Source organism: Candidatus Sphingomonas phytovorans, assembly GCA_029202385.1.
Classification (GTDB): Bacteria; Pseudomonadota; Alphaproteobacteria; order Sphingomonadales; family Sphingomonadaceae; genus Sphingomonas; species Sphingomonas phytovorans.
On the sequence record CP119314.1, the window covers coordinates 376,915 to 395,182 of the forward strand.

General features: G+C 64.6%; 21 protein-coding genes and 1 pseudogene. 13 read left to right on the forward strand and 9 right to left on the reverse strand.

Annotated elements, in window-relative coordinates; all coding sequences use genetic code 11:
• Positions 1–6 precede the first annotated feature (6 nt).
• From P0Y59_01760 to P0Y59_01780, 5 genes are all read right to left on the reverse strand, one after another.
• On the reverse strand, positions 7–648 hold the full coding sequence (locus tag P0Y59_01760; protein ID WEK00450.1) for an SCO family protein: 642 nt from the start codon (positions 646–648) through the stop codon (positions 7–9).
• Positions 635–1,117 (reverse strand): copper chaperone PCu(A)C, encoded by a 483-nt coding sequence (locus P0Y59_01765; GenBank protein WEK00451.1) that lies wholly within the window; start codon positions 1,115–1,117, stop codon positions 635–637. The genes P0Y59_01760 and P0Y59_01765 overlap by 14 nt, the downstream gene beginning before the upstream one ends.
• Before the next feature lie 127 nt (positions 1,118–1,244).
• Entirely contained in the window at positions 1,245–1,649 is a 405-nt protein-coding gene (locus tag P0Y59_01770; GenBank protein WEK00452.1) for a hypothetical protein, read from the reverse strand.
• A 97-nt stretch (positions 1,650–1,746) separates the two neighbouring features.
• Positions 1,747–2,229 (reverse strand): vgr related protein, encoded by a 483-nt coding sequence (locus P0Y59_01775; GenBank protein WEK00453.1) that lies wholly within the window; start codon positions 2,227–2,229, stop codon positions 1,747–1,749.
• On the reverse strand, positions 2,226–2,663 hold the full coding sequence (locus tag P0Y59_01780) for a copper chaperone PCu(A)C (GenBank protein WEK00454.1): 438 nt from the start codon (positions 2,661–2,663) through the stop codon (positions 2,226–2,228). The genes P0Y59_01775 and P0Y59_01780 overlap by 4 nt, the downstream gene beginning before the upstream one ends.
• 160 nt (positions 2,664–2,823) lie before the next feature.
• Between P0Y59_01780 and dnaK the strand changes: the two genes are divergently transcribed.
• Complete coding sequence (gene dnaK, locus P0Y59_01785) at positions 2,824–4,734, forward strand: molecular chaperone DnaK (GenBank protein WEK00455.1); 1,911 nt, start codon at positions 2,824–2,826, stop codon at positions 4,732–4,734.
• Between the two features lie 69 nt (positions 4,735–4,803).
• On the forward strand, positions 4,804–5,922 hold the full coding sequence (gene dnaJ, locus P0Y59_01790) for a molecular chaperone DnaJ (GenBank protein ID WEK00456.1): 1,119 nt from the start codon (positions 4,804–4,806) through the stop codon (positions 5,920–5,922).
• Between the two features lie 335 nt (positions 5,923–6,257).
• On the opposite strand, the gene purB is transcribed toward dnaJ, so the two are convergent.
• On the reverse strand, positions 6,258–7,565 hold the full coding sequence (purB, locus tag P0Y59_01795; GenBank protein ID WEK00457.1) for an adenylosuccinate lyase: 1,308 nt from the start codon (positions 7,563–7,565) through the stop codon (positions 6,258–6,260).
• 119 nt (positions 7,566–7,684) lie between these two features.
• Between purB and P0Y59_01800 the strand changes: the two genes are divergently transcribed.
• On the forward strand, positions 7,685–8,314 hold the full coding sequence (locus P0Y59_01800; protein WEK00458.1) for an EF-hand domain-containing protein: 630 nt from the start codon (positions 7,685–7,687) through the stop codon (positions 8,312–8,314).
• 123 nt (positions 8,315–8,437) lie between these two features.
• Here P0Y59_01800 and P0Y59_01805 read toward each other — a convergent pair.
• Positions 8,438–8,563 (reverse strand): annotated as a pseudogene (locus P0Y59_01805) (JAB domain-containing protein).
• Positions 8,564–8,744: 181 nt separating this feature from the next.
• Here P0Y59_01805 and P0Y59_01810 point away from each other — a divergent pair.
• Positions 8,745–9,215 (forward strand): hypothetical protein, encoded by a 471-nt coding sequence (locus P0Y59_01810; GenBank protein ID WEK00459.1) that lies wholly within the window; start codon positions 8,745–8,747, stop codon positions 9,213–9,215.
• Positions 9,216–9,846: 631 nt separating this feature from the next.
• Here P0Y59_01810 and radC read toward each other — a convergent pair.
• A complete protein-coding gene (gene radC / locus P0Y59_01815) occupies positions 9,847–10,530 on the reverse strand; it encodes a DNA repair protein RadC (protein ID WEK02465.1) in 684 nt (227 codons plus the stop codon).
• Between the two features lie 111 nt (positions 10,531–10,641).
• Here radC and P0Y59_01820 point away from each other — a divergent pair, with 111 nt between their 5' ends.
• From P0Y59_01820 to P0Y59_01860, 9 genes are all read left to right on the forward strand, one after another.
• Positions 10,642–13,809 (forward strand): YdbH domain-containing protein, encoded by a 3,168-nt coding sequence (locus P0Y59_01820; protein WEK00460.1) that lies wholly within the window; start codon positions 10,642–10,644, stop codon positions 13,807–13,809.
• Between the two features lie 56 nt (positions 13,810–13,865).
• The gene (locus P0Y59_01825; protein ID WEK02466.1) at positions 13,866–14,039 is read left to right on the forward strand and encodes a YnbE family lipoprotein; all 174 of its coding nucleotides are present in this window, start codon (positions 13,866–13,868) and stop codon (positions 14,037–14,039) included.
• Positions 14,040–14,047: 8 nt separating this feature from the next.
• Complete coding sequence (locus P0Y59_01830; protein ID WEK02467.1) at positions 14,048–14,419, forward strand: YdbL family protein; 372 nt, start codon at positions 14,048–14,050, stop codon at positions 14,417–14,419.
• Between the two features lie 208 nt (positions 14,420–14,627).
• Positions 14,628–14,918 (forward strand): AtpZ/AtpI family protein, encoded by a 291-nt coding sequence (locus tag P0Y59_01835; protein ID WEK00461.1) that lies wholly within the window; start codon positions 14,628–14,630, stop codon positions 14,916–14,918.
• 60 nt (positions 14,919–14,978) lie between these two features.
• Positions 14,979–15,737: a F0F1 ATP synthase subunit A gene (locus P0Y59_01840; protein WEK02468.1), complete on the forward strand. Its 759-nt coding sequence runs from the start codon at positions 14,979–14,981 to the stop codon at positions 15,735–15,737.
• A gap of 66 nt (positions 15,738–15,803) precedes the next feature.
• On the forward strand, positions 15,804–16,016 hold the full coding sequence (locus P0Y59_01845; protein WEK02469.1) for a F0F1 ATP synthase subunit C: 213 nt from the start codon (positions 15,804–15,806) through the stop codon (positions 16,014–16,016).
• Between the two features lie 16 nt (positions 16,017–16,032).
• Positions 16,033–16,527: an ATPase gene (locus P0Y59_01850; protein ID WEK00462.1), complete on the forward strand. Its 495-nt coding sequence runs from the start codon at positions 16,033–16,035 to the stop codon at positions 16,525–16,527.
• On the forward strand, positions 16,520–17,074 hold the full coding sequence (locus P0Y59_01855) for a hypothetical protein (GenBank protein WEK00463.1): 555 nt from the start codon (positions 16,520–16,522) through the stop codon (positions 17,072–17,074). The genes P0Y59_01850 and P0Y59_01855 overlap by 8 nt, the downstream gene beginning before the upstream one ends.
• Positions 17,075–17,180: 106 nt before the next feature.
• Positions 17,181–17,513, forward strand: a complete 333-nt coding sequence (locus tag P0Y59_01860; protein ID WEK00464.1) for a hypothetical protein — start codon at positions 17,181–17,183, stop codon at positions 17,511–17,513.
• 12 nt (positions 17,514–17,525) lie between these two features.
• Here the strand turns inward: P0Y59_01860 and P0Y59_01865 are convergent, their stop codons facing one another.
• Positions 17,526–18,245: an SDR family NAD(P)-dependent oxidoreductase gene (locus P0Y59_01865; GenBank protein ID WEK00465.1), complete on the reverse strand. Its 720-nt coding sequence runs from the start codon at positions 18,243–18,245 to the stop codon at positions 17,526–17,528.
• Positions 18,246–18,268: the final 23 nt, after the last annotated feature.

The window sequence follows — 18,268 nt, forward strand, 5'->3', positions numbered from 1 at the left end:
TGCCGCTCAGCCGTCGATCAGTCGCCTCAGCTTGGCGAGGGCAGGCGCCTGGCCCTCATGGCCGTCGATGGTGGTGACGAACTCGCCCTTGCGCCCCATCAGGAACACTGACGCGCTGTGGTCGATGGTATAGTCGCCGCCCGGTTGCGGCACCTTCTCGTAATAGACGTGATAGGCCTTCACGATCTGCGCGAGCTGGACGGCATTCCCGCTCAGCCCGATGATCGGCGTCTCGAACAGCGTCAGATAGGTGCCGATATCGGCCGGCTTGTCATGCTCGGGATCGACTGAAACGAAGACGATGTCGAACTTGTCGCCGGCGCTGCCCAGTTCCTTGCGCAGTTGCGCCATGCGCGACAGCGTCGTCGGGCAGACATCGGGGCAACGGGTGAAGCCGAAGAAGATCGCGAAGGGCCTGCCCCTCAGCGTCTTGTCGGTCACTGGCCTGCCGTTCTGGTCGATCATGGCGAACGGCCCGCCGATGGCGCTTGCATAGGCCTCGGCATTGCCCGGCTGAGGTTTGGGCTTGTCCAGCAGTGCGAACGCACCAGCGCCGGCCGCCAGGGCGGCCGCGCCCCATAATGCTACCCGGACCCTGTTGAGCCGGGCCCGGGGCGCGGCGGGCTCGGTCGGCTCAATGCTGCTCATGATGGCTGCCTCCCGGCCCCTGCGCGGTGACCGGTTCGACCTTGAAGGCGATCCTGATCGTGCCCGCGCGCTCGAAGCTGAGTTGGGCCGGGATCATCGCCCCGCGCTTCAGCGGCGCCTTCAGCCCGACGAGCATGATGTGAAGGCCACCGGGCGCCATCGCGACCGTGGCACCCGCTGGAATCGCCACGCCGCCGGTCAGGCGACGCATGCGCATGACGCCGCGATCCATCGACATGCTGTGGATCTGCACTTCGCGCGCGGCCGGCGATGTGGCTGAAATCAGGCGATCCGGCTGCCTGCCCTTGTTGGTCAGGCTCAGATATCCGCCGCCGACCGACTGGGACGGGGCTGTTTCGCGGGCCCAGGGATGGCTGATCCTGATCGTGCCGGCGTTGAGGTCGCGGGCGGCGGCGGGGGCGGCCAGGCACGCGAGCGTGGCCGCCAGGGTAGTTCTTGAATAACGCATCGAAGTTGCTCCTGCCGGACATGTCCGGACGAGAAATGGGGCACGCACGCCATCGGATGCGATGGCGGCGTCGGCTGCATTGCTGCGGGAAGGCCCTCGGTCCCGGGCGTACCGGGCAAGCGAAGGATCAGGCCGTGGCCGGCGGCCCGCGAAGCGGCGGGCGCAGATAGGATGGCGTGCGGCGGGGGATCGCCAGCGGCACGCGAACGGCAAGGGCGAGGATGAAGAACAGGGCCAGCACCAGCAATACCGGATCGGTTCCGCCCAGTGTGGGCGCTGACAGTGCTGAGAAGGCGCAGGGGGCTTCGGCCTTGCCGGGGTGGTCGTGCTGCGGTGTCGGAACGCGCTCGACGGATAGCGCCATGACGCGCTGTTGCGCGCTACCGCCCGAGCAGATCTGGACCATGATCGTCCCGCCCGAAGCCGCGGGCATGAAACCGGCGGGCACCAGCACGCGCATCAGCAGCGCGGCGGCGACGATCCATGCGGCCAGCAGCGGGTGGCGCGACAAATGAAGGCGTAACCCGGTCACGCGCTGCGGCTAGCGTCTTGCATCACGTTTGTCGATTTTGGGAATCGGCCCGCCCAATCGGGGGCAGGGCCTCGCCCTCGCCCTCGTCCTCGCACCGTCACGCCCGCTCCATCGCCGTGCCGAAGGGGAGGATTTCTTCGTAGCAGGCAAGCGCGGGCGCTCCGATCACCGTGGCGCCGCGCCGGATCATGAAGGCGTGCCGCACGATCTCGGCCTGTTGCTCGATGCCGTAGCGATACAGCGGCAGGCCGGGACGGATGGCATAGTCGTAGCGGCAGAAGGGATGCCGTGCGATCGGCAGCATGATGCCCTTCTGGTGCTGCCACACATGAGTCATCTCATGGATGAACAGGCCCTGGTCCTCCAGCGATCCTGCCGAGAAATCGTCGCGGTAATGTGTGCCTCTGGGGTGGAAATGGATCGATCCGGTCGGCGCCATCACGGTCTCGCGCGGCTGGAAGAACGCCCATTTGCGCCGCTTGATACGCACCGGCGCATAATCGACCGAGTCGCCGAACACGCTTCGCGCCAGGGCGATCTCGCCACCGGTCAGGGGGCGACCAGTCGAATCGGTGCTCAACTTCCCGGCGCTGCGTCGCCCGCACCGACTGCTGTCGCCTTGTAGGTGATGCGCTGGCCGTCAGCGAAGGTGAAGAGCAGCGGCACCGGGGCGCCGGGTTTGATACCCGGGTTGACGTCGAACAGCATCACATGCTTGCCGCCCGGCGCGAAGACGATCTTGTCGCCCGCGGGCACCCGGACCTGTTCGATCGGCTTCATCGACGACATCGATCCAGACTTCATCGATTCGTGCATCTCCGCCCGGATCGAGACATCGCTCGAAACGCTGATCAGCGTCGCGTCGGCGGGGCCGCCATGCAGCGTGAAATACGCCGCGGCCGGCCCGCGCGGCACCGCAGCCAGCCGTACCCAGGCGTTGCTGACATGCATTTCCTTCGGGCCGTCGCACCCGGCGAGCGTCAGCATGAGGCAAAGAAGGGCAGGGATACGCATCATATTCTCCCGCTTCGGGAATGTTGTCAGGCCTCTACGGAGTCGAAAATCTTGCGGCAAGCGAAAGCCCCCCTATATCGCCAGCAGTAAGTGTCGCGTCGCCCAGTCTGGGGGCGCGGCCGAGAGGCAATTTTTTAGAAGACGGGGGCCGAAGAGGACCATGGCTAAAGTAATCGGTATCGATCTGGGCACTACCAACAGCTGCGTTTCCGTGATGGAAGGCGGCAAGCCCAAGGTCATTGAGAATGCGGAAGGCGCGCGCACCACGCCGTCGATCGTTGCGTTCGCCAAGGATGGCGAGCGGCTGATCGGTCAGCCGGCAAAGCGCCAGGCGGTGACCAACCCTGAGAATACGGTATTCGCGGTGAAGCGCCTGATCGGCCGCCGCTTCGACGATCCGGTGACCAAGAAGGACACCGAGCTGGTTCCCTATCACATCGTGAAGGGGCCGAACGGCGACGCATGGGTCCAGGCCGGCGGCAAGGATTATTCGCCCGCGCAGATTTCCGCCTTCACGCTCCAGAAGATGAAGGAAACCGCCGAGGCCTATCTCGGCGAGACGGTGACCCAGGCGGTCGTCACGGTTCCTGCGTACTTCAACGACGCGCAGCGCCAGGCGACCAAGGACGCCGGCCAGATCGCTGGCCTCGAAGTGCTGCGTATCATCAACGAGCCTACGGCTGCGGCGCTCGCCTATGGCCTCGACAAGCAGGACGGCAAGACGATCGCGGTCTACGATCTCGGCGGCGGTACCTTCGACATCTCGGTGCTCGAGATCGGTGACGGCGTGTTCGAGGTGAAGGCCACCAATGGCGACACCTTCCTCGGCGGCGAGGATTTCGACGACAAGATCCTGCGTTTCCTCGCGGAAGATTTCCGCAAGGCCGAAGGCATCGACCTGACCAAGGACAAGCTTGCCCTGCAGCGCCTCAAGGAAGCTGCGGAAAAGGCGAAGATCGAGCTCAGCTCGGCTGCCACGACCGAGGTCAACCTGCCCTTCATCACCGCCGACCAGAACGGCCCGAAGCATCTGGTCAAGACGATCACCCGCGCCGATCTGGAGCGGCTGGTCGAGGACCTGATCCAGCGCACGCTTGAGCCGTGCCGCAAGGCGCTGCAGGATGCGGGCCTCAAGGCGGCCGACATCGCCGAAGTCGTCCTGGTGGGCGGCATGACGCGCATGCCCAAGGTTCGCCAGATCGTGAAGGACTTCTTCGGCAAGGAGCCGCATTCGGGCGTCAACCCGGACGAGGTCGTCGCGATGGGCGCCGCGATCCAGGCCGGCGTGCTTCAGGGCGACGTGAAGGACGTGCTGCTGCTCGACGTGACCCCGCTGTCGCTGGGCATCGAGACGCTGGGTGGCGTGTTCACCCGCATGATCGACCGGAACACCACGATCCCGACCAAGAAGTCGCAGGTCTATTCGACCGCTGACGACAATCAGCAGGCAGTCACGATCCGCGTCTTCCAGGGCGAGCGTGAAATGGCCGCCGACAACAAGATGCTCGGCCAGTTCGATCTGGTGGGTATCCCGTCGGCGCCGCGCGGCGTGCCGCAGATCGAGGTCACGTTCGACATCGACGCCAACGGCATCGTCAACGTGTCCGCCAAGGACAAGGGCACCGGCAAGGAGCAGCAGATCCGCATCCAGGCCTCGGGTGGCCTGTCGGATCGCGACATCGACCAGATGGTCCGCGATGCCGAGCAGTTCGCCGAGGAGGACAAGAAGCGCCGCGATGCGGCCGAGGCGAAGAACACGCTCGACAGCCTGATCCACACGACGGAGCGCCAGCTCGCCGACAATGGCGACAAGGTCGACGCTTCGCTCAAGTCCGAGATCGAAGGCGCCATCGCCACGGCCAAGACGGCAGTGGAAGGCGGCGATCCCGAGGCGATGCGCGAGCAGGCCAATGCCCTGCAGCAGGTCGCGATGAAGCTCGGTCAGGCGATCTACGAGAAGCAGGCCCAGTCAGAGGCTTCGCCGGCTGCTGCCGCCGAAGCGGCGCATGAGGCGCCTGCCGAGGACGTGGTCGATGCCGAATTCTCGGAAGTCGACGATACAAAGGCGTAACTTGTTGCGTTCCCCCCGTTATTCCTGCGATGCGATCCGCAGGGGTAACGGGGAGGGCGGGGGCCCAAGATGACCACCGAAGTCGATTTCTACGAATTGCTCGAATGTGAGCGCACCGCGAACGATGCGACGCTGAAGGCGTCCTATCGGAAGCTCGCGATGAAATATCACCCGGACAAGAATGACGGGTGCAAGGACAGCGAATCGCGCTTCAAGGCGATCAGCGAGGCTTATGATTGCCTCAAGGATCCGCAGAAACGCGCTGCCTATGACCGGTTCGGCCATGCGGCTTTCCGCAACGGCGCGGGTGCAGGCGGCGGCGGTGCGCAGGATTTCGGCGCGTTCAGCGACATCTTCGAAAATATCTTCGGCGAATTCATGGGCGGCGGTGGCCGTGCCCCGCGCGGTCAGCGCCGTGGTGCGGATCTTCGCTACGACATGGAGATCACGCTTGAGGACGCATTCCGCGGCAAGTCGACCGAGATCACGGTCGACGTATCCGCTGCCTGCGATTCGTGCCACGGTACCGGCGCCAATCCCGGCACCAGCGCCAAGGCGTGCGGCACCTGTGCCGGCCATGGCAAGGTGCGGGCGCAGCAGGGTTTCTTCGTGGTCGAGCGGACCTGCCCCAGTTGCCACGGCGCTGGCCAGGTCATCTCCGATCCCTGCGGCCATTGCCGGGGCGAGGGCCGCGTCGAAAAGACCAAGACGCTCACGGTCAACATCCCGCCCGGCGTGGACGAGGGCACGCGCGTTCGCCTGACCGGCGAGGGCGAGGCGGGCGCGCGCGGCGCCCCTCCGGGCGATCTCTATATCTTCCTGCACGTGCTGCGGCATGCGCTGTTCGAGCGTGAGGGCACGACCCTCTTCGCCCGCGCGCCGATCAGCTTCACCACGGCGTCCCTGGGCGGCGAGATTCGCATCCCCGGTCCCGATGGCGAACGCCACACGATCAAGATTCCGGCCGGCACCCAGAGCGGCCGGGAACTGCGCCAGCGTGGTGCTGGCATGCCCGTCCTGCAAGGCCGGGGGCGCGGCGACCTGGTGATCCGCGTCGAGGTGGAAACCCCGACCAAGCTCACCGCGAAGCAGCGCGATCTGCTCGAACAGTTCCGGGCGACCGAAACCGGTGAAGAATGCCCCCAGACCATGGGGTTCTTCAAGAAGGTGAAGAGCGCGCTGGGTTGATCTTTCCCCTCCCGCTTGCGGGAGGGGCAGGCGTTGACGTCTGAGAGGCGCGACAAGGCCTCGAATCAAATCGCCATCCGGATTTTTCGGAAACAGCCAGGTCCGCCGCCCTGACCGCCCCTTTTGCAAGGGGCGGGCGGGCCGATGGCTCAGAGGCTTACGACCTCGACCACCAGCACCAGGGCCGTGAGTGTCAGCACGCTGCTGACCACGGTTTCCAGGAAAGGCATGGTTTGGTCTCCGATGCCGGAAAAGTCCGGCACGGGTCAGGTGGGAATAGTTGCGCCGGCGCGCAATATTATTACGCGCCTTCGCAGTTGCAGCAAATGCAATCGTTACGCGTCGATGCCGAACACCCGCGCGAAGATCGTGTCGACATGCTTCAGATGATAGCCAAGGTCGAACTTGTCCTCGATTTCCTCGGGCGACAGGGCCGCGGTCACCTCGGGATCGGCCTTGAGCAGTTCGAGCAGCGACAGTTCGCCGTCCGATTCCCACACCTTCATCGCGTTGCGCTGGACGAGCCGGTACGCATCCTCCCGGCTCACGCCGGCCTGGGTCAGCGCCAGCAGCACGCGCTGCGAATGGACGAGGCCACCCATCTTGTTCAGGTTCTTCTCCATTCGCGCCGGATAGACGAGCAGCTTGTCCATCACCCCGGTCAGCCGGGCGAGCGCGAAGTCGAGCGTGATCGTCGCGTCAGGCCCGATATAGCGCTCGACCGACGAATGGCTGATGTCGCGTTCGTGCCACAGTGCCACATTCTCCAGTGCAGGCGTCACATAACCTCGTACCATGCGGGCGAGGCCGGTCAGATTCTCGGTCAGCACCGGGTTGCGCTTGTGCGGCATCGCTGAGGAGCCCTTCTGCCCCGGCGAGAAATATTCTTCCGCCTCTAGCACCTCGGTGCGCTGCAGATGACGGATTTCGGTAGCGAGGCGCTCGATCGAGCTGGCGATCACACCCAGCGTCGCGAAGAACATCGCATGGCGGTCACGCGGGATTACCTGGGTCGAGACCGGCTCGACACTCAGGCCTAGCTTCTCGGCGACATGCGCTTCCACGAACGGGTCGATATTGGCGAAGGTGCCGACCGCGCCGGAGATCGCGCAGGTCGCGACGTCTGCCCGCGCCGCTACCAGCCGCGCGCGGTTGCGGTCGAACTCGGCATAGGCCTGGGCGAGCTTGAGGCCGAAGGTCACCGGCTCGGCATGGATACCGTGGCTGCGGCCGATCGTCGGGGTCAGCTTGTGTTCGACCGCGCGGCGTTTCAGCACGGCGAGCAGCGCGTCGATATCGGCGATCAGGATGTCGCTGGCCCGGGCGAGTTGCACCGCCAGGCAGGTATCGAGCACGTCCGACGAGGTCATGCCCTGGTGCATGAAGCGCGCCTCGGGGCCGACATGCTCGGCGACATTGGTCAGGAACGCGATCACGTCATGCTTGGTCTCGCGCTCGATCTCGTCGATCCGGTCGACCTCGAAGGCGCCTTTTTCCCAGATCGCCTTGGCGGCTTCCTTGGGCACCACGCCCAGTTCTGCGAGCGCATCGGTGGCGTGCGCCTCGATCTCGAACCAGATGCGGAAACGGGCTTCGGGCGTCCAGATGGCGACCATGTCGGGGCGTGAGTAGCGTGGCACCATTGCAACGGTTCCTGAAATTCCGGTTTCTGTTCATCGCGAATCCTGAACGGACTCGCGATGAGGCGCGCGTTAGCAGGGACGGGGTGAAGCTTCAAATCGAGAAAAAATGAACCATCTCGATGGACGAGGGGTTATACTATCAAGTGTTGATTGGTGATGGAATCAGTCATTCACGAATTCTTGAAGTAAAATCAACGGAGAGAATCATGCTTAAATATATTCTTCTTGCAAGCGCCGTGACGATTTCGTTTCCTGTTCTTGCTCAGGATAAGCCCGCCGAGACTCAGGCTGCGCCCGTTACGCAAGCGGCGCCCGCGCAGACTGCTTCGCCGGTCGATCAGGCGATGAGTTCGGTGACCCCCGCGGTCGATCAGGCCGCGCCACAGGAGGCCCAGGCTGCTCAGGCTCAGACTGCCCAGGCCCAGACTACGCCGCAGCCGGCACCGGCCGATCCGGCGGCGGCTCCTGCCCAAACCGCCGCGGCGCAGTCGGTGACCAAGGCGGATCAGATTGCGCAGGTGGTGAGCACGGAGTTCCCGAGCTACGACAAGGACTCGAACGGCTCGTTGAACGAGGCTGAGTTCAGCGCCTGGATGGTTGCCCTGAAGACGGCGAGCGATCCGACTACCAAGGCGGACAGCGCCGCTACCAAGGCTTGGGTCGACCAGGCGTTCGCCAGCGCTGACACCGACAAGAACAAGGCCTTGTCGAAGACCGAGTTGACCGGGTTCCTGACCAAGGGCTCGTAAACAATCTCGACGGGACACCCGGTCCCTCCGGGGCGGCCGCCGGACTTTTGGGTCCGGCGGCCGTTTGGCGTTCAGATCAGTCCCGGTTTGCATCAAGCCCAGCGCACGCTTGTTGGCTTCCATGATGTTGAGCGTCACCTTGATATCGGCGCGGCTGGGGGAGGGGGCGTCGTTGGGATGATTATGAACCAAGATGGTCGCCGCCGATCCAAGGTCCATCGCCGGTTGGATCACCTCGTGGACATGCATCGCAGCTTCGTCAATCTATCCCTCGCTCATCAGCTTGTTGGGGATCAGCATGTTTTTTGTGTGAAGATAAAAATGGGAATATAAAAAGAGATATATTTGAAAATACGTGCTTTTAACCGCATTCTGAACGAATCGTTTCGCTGTGCTATCGGGGGGTGAGTGCCTGTAGCCGGAGCGACTGATGGCTTTGATGATCGAGCTTTTTCCGGAACATCTGCAAGCGATTGGAACGATCGCTGTAAGATGGTCATCCGTTGATCGAGTGATGCATGACATTTTGCTGCTGGATTTTGCGATGTCCGAAGATGCGCAAATACTCAGAGCGTGCAACGCCGGTGTAAGTCGACTGGAACTGTTCAAAAGTCGCGTGGAAAAGACGAATATTGTCGAAAGATCCAATCTGGTGGCTGCTGCCGTGCGATTGGTGGAGTTGGCGAAGGAGCGTAATTTAATTGTTCACGGCCAATATGGGGTTATTGTCGGTGACGATGGAGCGTTGGCCGCATCGTGGAGCGATATTGGATTGAAGAAGGGCGGTAAGGATTTTTCAGAAGGCGGGCTTGTCACAACAGAGCATTTGTTAGGTCACGCCGATGACGTGAAAGCGGCGAGCGAACCACTTCGAGCCTATCGCTACAGGGCTCCCACCTGACGGGCGAACAGCAAGCTAGTGCCTGATTTGAACATGACCACGTCACCTTGATATCACCTTGAGATCGAACAGGTGGGGCATTTCGTTCTCTTATCGGAACAAGAAAGCTGCTCACATCATGACAGTCCAGAGGTCGCGAGCGGCTCGAAGCAGCCGGGGATTTCTCCCCGGCCACCTATTGTCAGAGGTGCTTAGACAGGATCAGGATCACGGCCAGCACGATAGCCGTAAGATCCAGCTTTATTGCGATATTGAGTTTTGGCTTCACGGCCAATCTCCCAACAATCGCGGGCCCGCTATTGCTTCTATGCCGCGTCCGGCAGTTGCTTTGCCCTCTATGGGCGATTTCTGGGGTGCCCCTCTGCGGGGCTGGTCCTATGCCTCTGTCCCGAGGCGTGGACGACTGGGCGCGAATTGCTGGGTCACAAAGACTGCCTCGGCTGCCGTAATTCGTCGATACGCCCCGTCCGAGGTGAAGTCAATCGTCACCTGTTCCGTATTTGTTTCAGGGCATTGCGCGCGAATTACGTCGCCGAGGCCCTTTGACCTCGGGTTTGCTCCCATGATGTCCAGGCATCAAAGGAGGCGGCTGGTTCGGATCAATCGCTCCGGCCGGTCATCGGCTTCGCTGCTAAATCAAGCCAAGCGCGCGCAGGCTCGAATGGCCGCTGGTGCCCATGATGATGTGATCGTGCACCGCGATGCCCATGCGCTTGCCGGCTTCGGTGATGTTGCGCGTCACCTCGATATCGGCGCGGCTGGGCGAGGGATCGCCGCTGGGATGATTATGGACCAGGATGATCGCCGCCGATCCCAGGTCCATCGCCCGCCGGATCACCTCACGGACATATACCGCCGCTTCGTCGATCGACCCCTCGCTCATCAGCTCGTCGCGGATCAGCATGTTCTTCGTGTTGAGGTGGAGCACGCGGACGCGCTCGTTGACGTGATGCGCCATGTCGGCGCGGAGATAGTCGAGCAGCGCCTGCCAGTTGGACAGCACCGGGCGCTCGGCGACTTCGGCGCGCACCAGCCTCAGGGCCGTCGCGTGGGCGATCTTGATTGCCGCGATCGATGTCTCGCCCATGCCTTTGATGCGTGCGAGCGCTTCCGGTTCGGCGGTCAGCAACCCGCCGATCCCGCCGAACTCGGCCAGCAGGGCTTTCGCGAGCGGTTTTGTGTCTCGACGGGGAATCGCCAAAGCGAGCAGATATTCGATCAGCTCATGATCGAGCAGCGCATCCGATCCGCCCTCGTTGAGCCGCTTGCGCAGGCGGGCTCGGTGGCCGCTATTGTCTGGTTCGGGAACGCTCATCGCCATTGGAGGATTAGTGCGGGGGGTGGCGACGCGCAATTGCGCGTGCTTGCTGGTGCCCTATGATCGAAACGCGCGTGCCTTGTGCCGCAACCGGGAGTGGCGAGCGGCGTGAGTCTGGACGAATCGGTTGAAGACAGGCCCCGCTGGCAGCGCACCCGTCGGGTCGCGCTTGTCGTCGCGCTCGTGCTGCTGGGCGGACTGATCGCATTGTGGACTCAGCGCAAGCCGATCGCCGCCAGCTATATCGACAAGGCGCTCACTGGCTACGGCGTACCCGCGCGCTACCGTATCGCCGATCTCGGCTTTGACCGTCAGCGGCTCACCGATGTGATGATCGGCGATCAGGCTCATCCCGATCTCGTCGCGGACTGGATCGAACTGCGCACCAGCATCGGCCTGTCCGGTGCGGCCGTCACCGCGGTCCGTGCCGGTCATGTCAGGATGAATGCCCGACTGGTCGGCGGTAAAGTGTCGCTCGGTGCGCTCGACAAGTTCATGCCCGCCTCCTCGGGGAAGGGGAAACCGTTCGCGCTGCCCGCACTCGATGTCGATATGGAGGATGTGCGAGTCAGGTTCGTCGCCCCGCAGGGTGTGGTTGGGCTCAAGCTGAGCGGACGGGGGAGGCTCGACAACGGCTTTACCGGCCAGGTCGCGGCGATCGCGGAGCGGCTCGATCTGGGGGGCTGCGTCAGCGGCCCGGCGACCGCCGTGCTGGCGGTGCGAATCGCAGGCGCGGGGCCATCGTTGCGCGGGCCAGTCCATGCCGCCGCGCTTGACTGCGCTGGCGCGAAGGTGACCGATGCCGGGGCTGATGTCGCGGTAACGCTCGATCAGGCGCTTGATGGATGGCGCGGCACCGCGAAGCTTGCCCTGGCGAAGGTTCGGCATCCCGTCGCCGAGATTCATGCTCTTGGCGGTACGATCGATTTTGCCGGCAGGGCCGATGGCACGGCCGGCAAGCTTGACCTGAAATCGGGCGTCGCGGCGGTTCGCGGCGTTGCCGCCGACGCGACGACGATTGCCGGGGCATATCGCTTTGGGAAGGGGGGCATCGGGTTCGACGGCAAGATCGGCGCACGTCACGCCCTGATGGGCCGGCTGATGCGCGCCCGGCTCGCCTCCTATCGGGGCATGGGCGACGGCACGCCGGTCGCCCCGCTTTTCCGCAAAGCAGTCGATGCCTCGGTCGCCGCGGCGCAGTCTGCCGATCTCGAGGCGACGATCGCCGTCTCGCTGAACGGTGGCCATGGCGAGGCGAAAGTTTCGCGGCTGCAACTCGCCACGGCATCCGGTGCCTGGGCCACGATCGGGGAGGGGGCCGGCATCGGCTATGCCTGGCCGGCCGGGGGCATTCGATTCGACGGTTCGGTCGATATCGGCGGCGGCAACCTGCCCGGCGCGACGGTCAGGATCATGCAGGCGCGCGCGGGCGGGCCGGTGACCGGCACCGCGACTGTCCAGCCTTATGCCGCCGGCAATGCGCGCCTGTTGCTTACGCCGGTCAGCTTCGCGGCCACGCCCGGCGGGGCCACCCGGCTCTCGACGCGCATCACGCTGTCGGGGCCGCTTGGCGACGGCCGTGTCGACAATCTCGTCATGCCGGTGACGGGCCTGTGGGACGGCCACGACCGGCTCCAGATCAACCGCACCTGCGCGCCGCTGTCGATCGGCGCGCTCGCCGTGTCGAGCTTCAGGCTGCGCCCGGCGGCCGTCACGCTTTGCCCGGTCGACGGCGCGATGTTCCGCCTTGATGGAGGGCGAGCAGGCGGCGGCGTGCAATCCGGCGCGCTGACCCTGTCGGGAGCGATCGGCAAATCGCCGCTGGCGCTGTCCTCGGCCAATCTGATGCTGCGGCTTCGTGACTCTCATATCGACCTGCATGACGTCGATCTCCGCATCGGTGAGTCGGATCGGGTCACCCAGCTTGCCTTCGGGCGGATCGAGGGCGGTTTTTCGGGCGGTGCCATGGCCGGGACGATCGAGGCCGGCTCGGGCCGGATCGCGAATGTGCCGCTGCTGATGTCGGAGGCGGTCGGGCCCTGGACCTTCGCCAAAGGCGCGCTCGATCTCAGTGGCGGCTCCCTCCGCGTCGCCGATGCAGCCGCTTCGCCACGCTTCAACGGCCTTGCCGCCCGCGATGTCGCGCTCCGGCTCGCGGACAACCGAATTACCGTCACCGGCCGGCTGGTGACGCCGGTCAAGGGCGTTTTGATCAGCGGCGTCGCGATCGAGCATGATCTGTCGACCGGCGGTGGCCATGCCGACCTGACCGTGCCCGGCATTGCCTTTGGCGAGGCGCTTCAGCCCGATCAGATCACGCCGCTGACCTTTGGCGTGATCGCCAATGTCGTCGGAACCGTGTCGGGGGAGGGGCATATCCGCTGGAATGCTGATGGCGTGACCAGTGATGGCGTGTTCCGCACGCCCGGCACTGATCTCGCGGCCGCGTTCGGCCCGGTGACCGGCATAGCGGGGGAAATCCGCTTCACCGACCTGCTCAATCTTGAAACCGGGCCCGGCCAGATCGCGACGATCAAGACGATCAATCCCGGCATCGCGGTCAATGATGGCACGATCCGCTATCGGTTGCTCGCCGGAACGCGGGTTCAGGTCGAGGACGGGCGGTGGCCCTTTGCCGGCGGGGCGCTGGTGCTGGAGCCGACCATGCTCGACTTCGGGCAGAAGATCGCGCGCCGCATGACCTTCACCGTGACCAGCATGGACGCGGGCCAGTTCCTCCAGCAGTTCGACTTCAAGAATCTCAACGCCACCGGCATCTTCGACGGCACCTTGCCGATGGTGTTCGACGAGCAGGGCGGCCGGATCGAAAATGGGCGGCTGACCGTGCGCGTCGGCGGCGGCACGCTCGCTTATGTCGGCGAGATCAGCCAGAAGGATGTCGGCATGTGGGGCAATCTCGCCTTCCAGGCGCTGAAATCGCTGCGCTACCGCTATCTGGAACTGGTGATGAACGGCCCGCTGGCGGGTGAGATGGTCACCGAGGTGCGCTTCGCCGGGATCGGCCAGGGCGAGGGAGCGAAGCGCAACTTCGTCATCGACCGGCTGCAGAAGCTGCCTTTCATCTTCAACGTCCGGATCAAGGCGCCCTTCCGCGGGCTGATCGATTCGGCCGCGTCCTTCTATGATCCGAGGCGCCTCATCCAGCGCAATCTGCCCGCCCTGCTCGAGGAGCAGCGCAAGCGCGCCGCGCCGCCGGCCACCACTCCGCCGCCCATCAAGCCCATTCAGCCTGCCGAAAGCGAGAAACTGCCATGACCGAAACAGGATTGACGAAACGAAAGTGGAGACCGACGAGGTACGGGATGAAGAGAATGCTATCGATCGTCGCCCTGGGCGCCAGCACCGCGACAAGCGGCTGCATCAACGTGACCGCTCCGGACAAGCCGATCGAGATCAATCTCAACATCAACGTGACGCAGGAAGTGGTCTATCGGCTCGATGGCGAGGCGAAGACGTTGATCCAGCAGAATCCGGGTATTTTCTGATGAAGAAGATGATGAAACTCACCACGATCGCAGCGGCTCTCGGGATCGCGGGCCTTGCCACGGCCGCCTATGCGCAGCGCGACCCTGCCTATCAGGCCGCGCGTTCCGGCGGCCAGGTCGGCGAGCAGCCCGACGGTTATCTTGGCATCGTCGGCGGCGGCACGGCTGAACTGCGCGCGCTGGTCAACAACATCAACATCCAGCGCAAGGCGAAATACACCCAGAGCGCGGCCGCGGGGGCCACGGTCGAGCAGATGGCGTTCGTCAGCGGCTGCAACCTGATCCTGCAGACATCGCCTGGCGAGAAGTACAAGACGCCCTCGGGCAACTGGGCGACCCGCGGCGCCGGACCGCCGGAGCGTGATTCCCGCTGCGTGTGACGTCTTCCCTCTCCCGTGCGCGGGAGAGGGGCCACACCGGCCGCGCGTCCGATAAAGGCGGCGTCGACGGGGCTGCCTGTGACTGTGTCACCAAGGTTGACTCAGGCCGACCCCTTTCCTAAACGGGCGCCGCAACGGGGGCCTGCCCCATGTTTATCCGTCGCCGTGCGCAAGCCCGGCGGCGTTTTCTTATCAGGATGCTTTCGCGTTGGCCGACGACCGCCAGAACGATGACCTTGAAAGCCGCATCGCGAAGGCGCGTGCGGTGGAAGAGGCGCGTACTGCCGGGAATAACGCTGCGAAGCCTGCCAGGGGCTATGGTCAGGGATCGCGCGTGCTCGCGGAGATGATCGGCGTTCCGGCGGGCGGCGCGCTGCTCGGCTGGGCGCTTGATTCCTGGCTGGGCACCGGCCACTGGCTGCTGCTCATCTTCCTCGTGCTCGCCATCGTCGCGGCGGGCCGCAATATCTACAAGATCTCGAAGGAGCGCGCGGAATGACCGTCGCTTCCGACAGCAACGCACAAGGGTAAGGCGATCGTGGCCGGTAAAATAGACCCGATGGAACAGTTCATGGTCGAGCCTGTGCTCGGCCGTCATATCGACCTGTTCGGATACGATATTTCCTTCACGAACTCGGCGCTGTTCATGGTCGTCGTGTTCGCGCTGCTGTTCCTGTTCATGTGGGGCGGCATGAAGCGCCAGCTGGTGCCCGGCCGGTGGCAGGTCGCCGCTGAATCGGTCGTCGGTTTCATCGACAACATGATGCAGGTGAACATCGGGCCTGAAGGCAAGAAGTTCGCGCCCTATATCTTCTCGATCTTCATGTTCATCCTGTTCGCGAACCTGGTCGGCGTGCTGCCGCTGGCGATCGTCCCGGGCCTCCACACTTTCGCCGTGACCAGCCACATCACCGTCACCGCGGTGCTGGCGTTCCTGTCGTTCGGCATCGTGCTCGCGGTCGGCTTCTGGCGCCATGGCCTGCACTTCTTCTCGCTGTTCGTGCCGCACGGCGCGCCCGGCTGGCTGATGCCCGTCATCATCCCGGTCGAGTTCGTGTCGTTCATGGTCCGCCCGTTCAGCCTCGGCCTGCGACTGTTCGTCGCGATGACGGCCGGCCACATCCTGCTCGAAGTGTTCGGCAGCTTCGTGGTGCAGGGCCTGAACGCCGGCGGCGGCCTCGGCATCGTCGTCAGCATCCTCAGCTTCGTCATGATCGTCGGCGTCAGCGCGCTTGAGCTGCTGGTGTGCGCGATCCAGGCTTATGTGTTCGCGCTGCTGACCTCGCTTTACCTCAACGACGCGGTGCACCTGCACTAAGTCACCCGCATTTCGTCCCTTAATTATCGTATCCCTAAGGAGCTTATCATGACTGATCTTGGTGCAATGTACATCGGTGCCGGCCTCGCGGCGATCGGCGTTGGCCTGGCCGCGCTCGGCGTGGGCAACGTGTTCGGCTCGTTCCTCGAAGGCGCGCTGCGCAATCCGGGCGCGGCAGACGGCCAGCAGGGCCGCCTGTTCATCGGCTTCGCGGCATCCGAGCTGCTCGGCCTGATCGCGTTCGTCGTCGCGATCCTCATCCTCTTCGTCGTCAAGTAAGCGAAGAGCGACCTCAATGCCGCAGCTATCCCAAATCGGAGAGATCTACGCGTCGCAGCTATTCTGGCTCGCGATCGTATTCGCCCTGATCTATTTCGGGATCGGCAAGGCGATGGTCCCGAAGATCGAGCGGACGATCGATGATCGTAACGCGAAGATCGGCGGAGACCTCGCCGCGGCTGAGGCCGCGGATGCCGCCGCCCGCGCGTCGGAGCTTGAGTATCAGACCGGGCTCGACTCGGCCCGGTCCCAGGCTCTGCGCTCGGTGACGGAGGCAAAGGCCAAGGCTTCGGCCACGGCCGAGACCAGGGTGAAGACGGGCGACGCGGCCATGGCCGAGGAACTCGTCAGCGCCACGGCCCGGATCGGCACCGCCAAGACCACGGCCATGGCCGAGATCGAGACGGCGACCGTCGATGCGGTGCAGGATATCGTCGCCAAGCTTTCGGGCGTGGCGGTCGATCGCGCTGCGATCGAACAGCAAGTGAAGGCGGAACTGGCGCATGGCTGACGCGCATCACGAGAGTCTCACGATGGCCACAGGCACGACCGAGTTGCATCACGAGCCCACGGCGCTGGGCATCAGCGCGCCCGGTTTCGTCGCGCTGTCGATGCTGGTCGTCATCGGCCTGATCATCTGGAAGAAAGTACCGGCGATGATCGCCGGCATGCTGGACGGGCGGATCGCCACGATCCGCACCCAGCTCGAGGAGGCGTCGCGCCTCCGTGCCGAGGCCGAGGCGCAGCTCGCCGAGGCGAAGAAGCGCAATGCGGCGAGCGCCGGTGACGCCGCCGCGATCATCGCCCATGCCGAGGCTGAGGCGAAGCAGCTGATCGCCAAGGCCGAAAGCGATTCAGCCGACCTTGTCACCCGCCGCCGCAAGATGGCCGAGGACAAGATCGCCGCCGCCGAGCGCGCCGCGATCGCCGAGGTCCGCGCCACGGCGGCCGACGCCGCCACCCGTGCGGCCGCCGCGATCATCGCCGAAAGGCATGATGCAAAGGCTGACAAGCCCCTGGTCGATCAGACCATCGCAGGTCTCGGGCGCCTGAACTAATCCTGCCTTCGGGCAGCTCTCCTGTCGTTTCACGGTGTCTCGATCCGGGCTACATCCGGGCCGGGGCACCGAGTCGCGTGCCTCCCCCTCCTGGAGAGAGAATCCCATGAAGCTTGCCGCCCTTTCCGTTGCCCTGTTCGCCATGACGGCCACGCCCGCGCTGGCCCAGACTGCCCCCGCGGCCCCGGCCGCCGCGCCAGCGGCAACGGCCGATGCCACGCCCGCGGGAAAGCTCACGCTCGATACCCCGATCGAGACGATCGCCGCCGATCCTGCCGGCAAGGCGGCGCTCGACGCGAATTTCCCCGGCATCACCGGTCACCCGGCGTACGATCAGTTCAAGGGCCTGTCGCTCGCCGCTGTCCAGCCCCTGTCGAACGGCGCGATCACCGATGCGCAGATGGCCAAGATGAAGGCCGATCTCGCCGCGCTGAAATAAGCCGACGCCGAATCAGTACCGGATCATCACCCGCCGTGCGATGGCGGGTGAGACATTATAGACGGCGTTGAGCAGGGCGGTCATGCCGACATTCGCCTGTTTACGCCCCGCCTGCATCGCCGCCACGATCTGCCGCCCGCATTCGGGCGCCGGCATCTTGCTGTGGGGATTGGCCTCGGTCATCCGGGTCTCGACCACCGGCGGCAGCGCCTCCAGCACATGCACCCGGGTCCCGGCAAGCTGCGCGCGCAGCGCCATGGTGAAGCTCCTGAGACCGGCCTTGGTGCCGCAATAGACCGGCCCCTTCGCGCTGGGCGCGATCGCCAGTCCTGAGGTGACGTTGACGATCATCGCCTCGGGCCGGGCGCGCAATCCGTCGAGCAGGCCAGCGATCAGCCGGATCGGCGCATTGACGTTGAGATAGATGCAGCGGTCGATCTCGGCGAGGTCGAACGGCGCGTTCACGTCGAAGGTCGCCCCCATGCCCGCATTGTTGACCAGGATGTCGATCGGCCGGCCCGCCAGTGTCGCGACCAGCGTATCGCATCCCGCGGCGTTCGAAAGGTCGCCGGTGATCGTATCGAAGCCCTCGGCGAGTGCCGCCGCCAGCCGCCCCGGATCGCGTCCGACGACGATCACTCCGGCGCCCGCCGCCTTCAGGTGCCGCGCGATCTCCAGGCCGATCCCGTCGCTGCCGCCAGTCACCACTGCCGTCTTGCCATCGATCCGCATATCCGCCTCCTTTGCCCCGATCG

Excerpts from the sequence above, each read along its gene's own strand:
- P0Y59_01855 (WEK00463.1), top strand. The coding sequence starts at position 16,520 with ATGGCTGACGCGCATCACGAGAGTCTCACGATGGCCACAGGCACGACC.
- P0Y59_01830 (WEK02467.1), top strand. The coding sequence starts at position 14,048 with ATGATGAAACTCACCACGATCGCAGCGGCTCTCGGGATCGCGGGCCTT.
- dnaJ (WEK00456.1), top strand. The coding sequence starts at position 4,804 with ATGACCACCGAAGTCGATTTCTACGAATTGCTCGAATGTGAGCGCACC.
- P0Y59_01845 (WEK02469.1), top strand. The coding sequence starts at position 15,804 with ATGTACATCGGTGCCGGCCTCGCGGCGATCGGCGTTGGCCTGGCCGCG.
- P0Y59_01850 (WEK00462.1), top strand. The coding sequence starts at position 16,033 with ATGCCGCAGCTATCCCAAATCGGAGAGATCTACGCGTCGCAGCTATTC.
- P0Y59_01840 (WEK02468.1), top strand. The coding sequence starts at position 14,979 with ATGGAACAGTTCATGGTCGAGCCTGTGCTCGGCCGTCATATCGACCTG.
- P0Y59_01810 (WEK00459.1), top strand. The coding sequence starts at position 8,745 with ATGGCTTTGATGATCGAGCTTTTTCCGGAACATCTGCAAGCGATTGGA.
- P0Y59_01825 (WEK02466.1), top strand. The coding sequence starts at position 13,866 with ATGCTATCGATCGTCGCCCTGGGCGCCAGCACCGCGACAAGCGGCTGC.
- P0Y59_01760 (WEK00450.1), bottom strand. The coding sequence starts at position 648 with ATGAGCAGCATTGAGCCGACCGAGCCCGCCGCGCCCCGGGCCCGGCTC.
- radC (WEK02465.1), bottom strand. The coding sequence starts at position 10,530 with ATGAGCGTTCCCGAACCAGACAATAGCGGCCACCGAGCCCGCCTGCGC.
- purB (WEK00457.1), bottom strand. The coding sequence starts at position 7,565 with ATGGTGCCACGCTACTCACGCCCCGACATGGTCGCCATCTGGACGCCC.
- P0Y59_01865 (WEK00465.1), bottom strand. The coding sequence starts at position 18,245 with ATGCGGATCGATGGCAAGACGGCAGTGGTGACTGGCGGCAGCGACGGG.
- dnaK (WEK00455.1), top strand. The coding sequence starts at position 2,824 with ATGGCTAAAGTAATCGGTATCGATCTGGGCACTACCAACAGCTGCGTT.
- P0Y59_01780 (WEK00454.1), bottom strand. The coding sequence starts at position 2,663 with ATGCGTATCCCTGCCCTTCTTTGCCTCATGCTGACGCTCGCCGGGTGC.
- P0Y59_01860 (WEK00464.1), top strand. The coding sequence starts at position 17,181 with ATGAAGCTTGCCGCCCTTTCCGTTGCCCTGTTCGCCATGACGGCCACG.
- P0Y59_01765 (WEK00451.1), bottom strand. The coding sequence starts at position 1,117 with ATGCGTTATTCAAGAACTACCCTGGCGGCCACGCTCGCGTGCCTGGCC.
- P0Y59_01800 (WEK00458.1), top strand. The coding sequence starts at position 7,685 with ATGGACGAGGGGTTATACTATCAAGTGTTGATTGGTGATGGAATCAGT.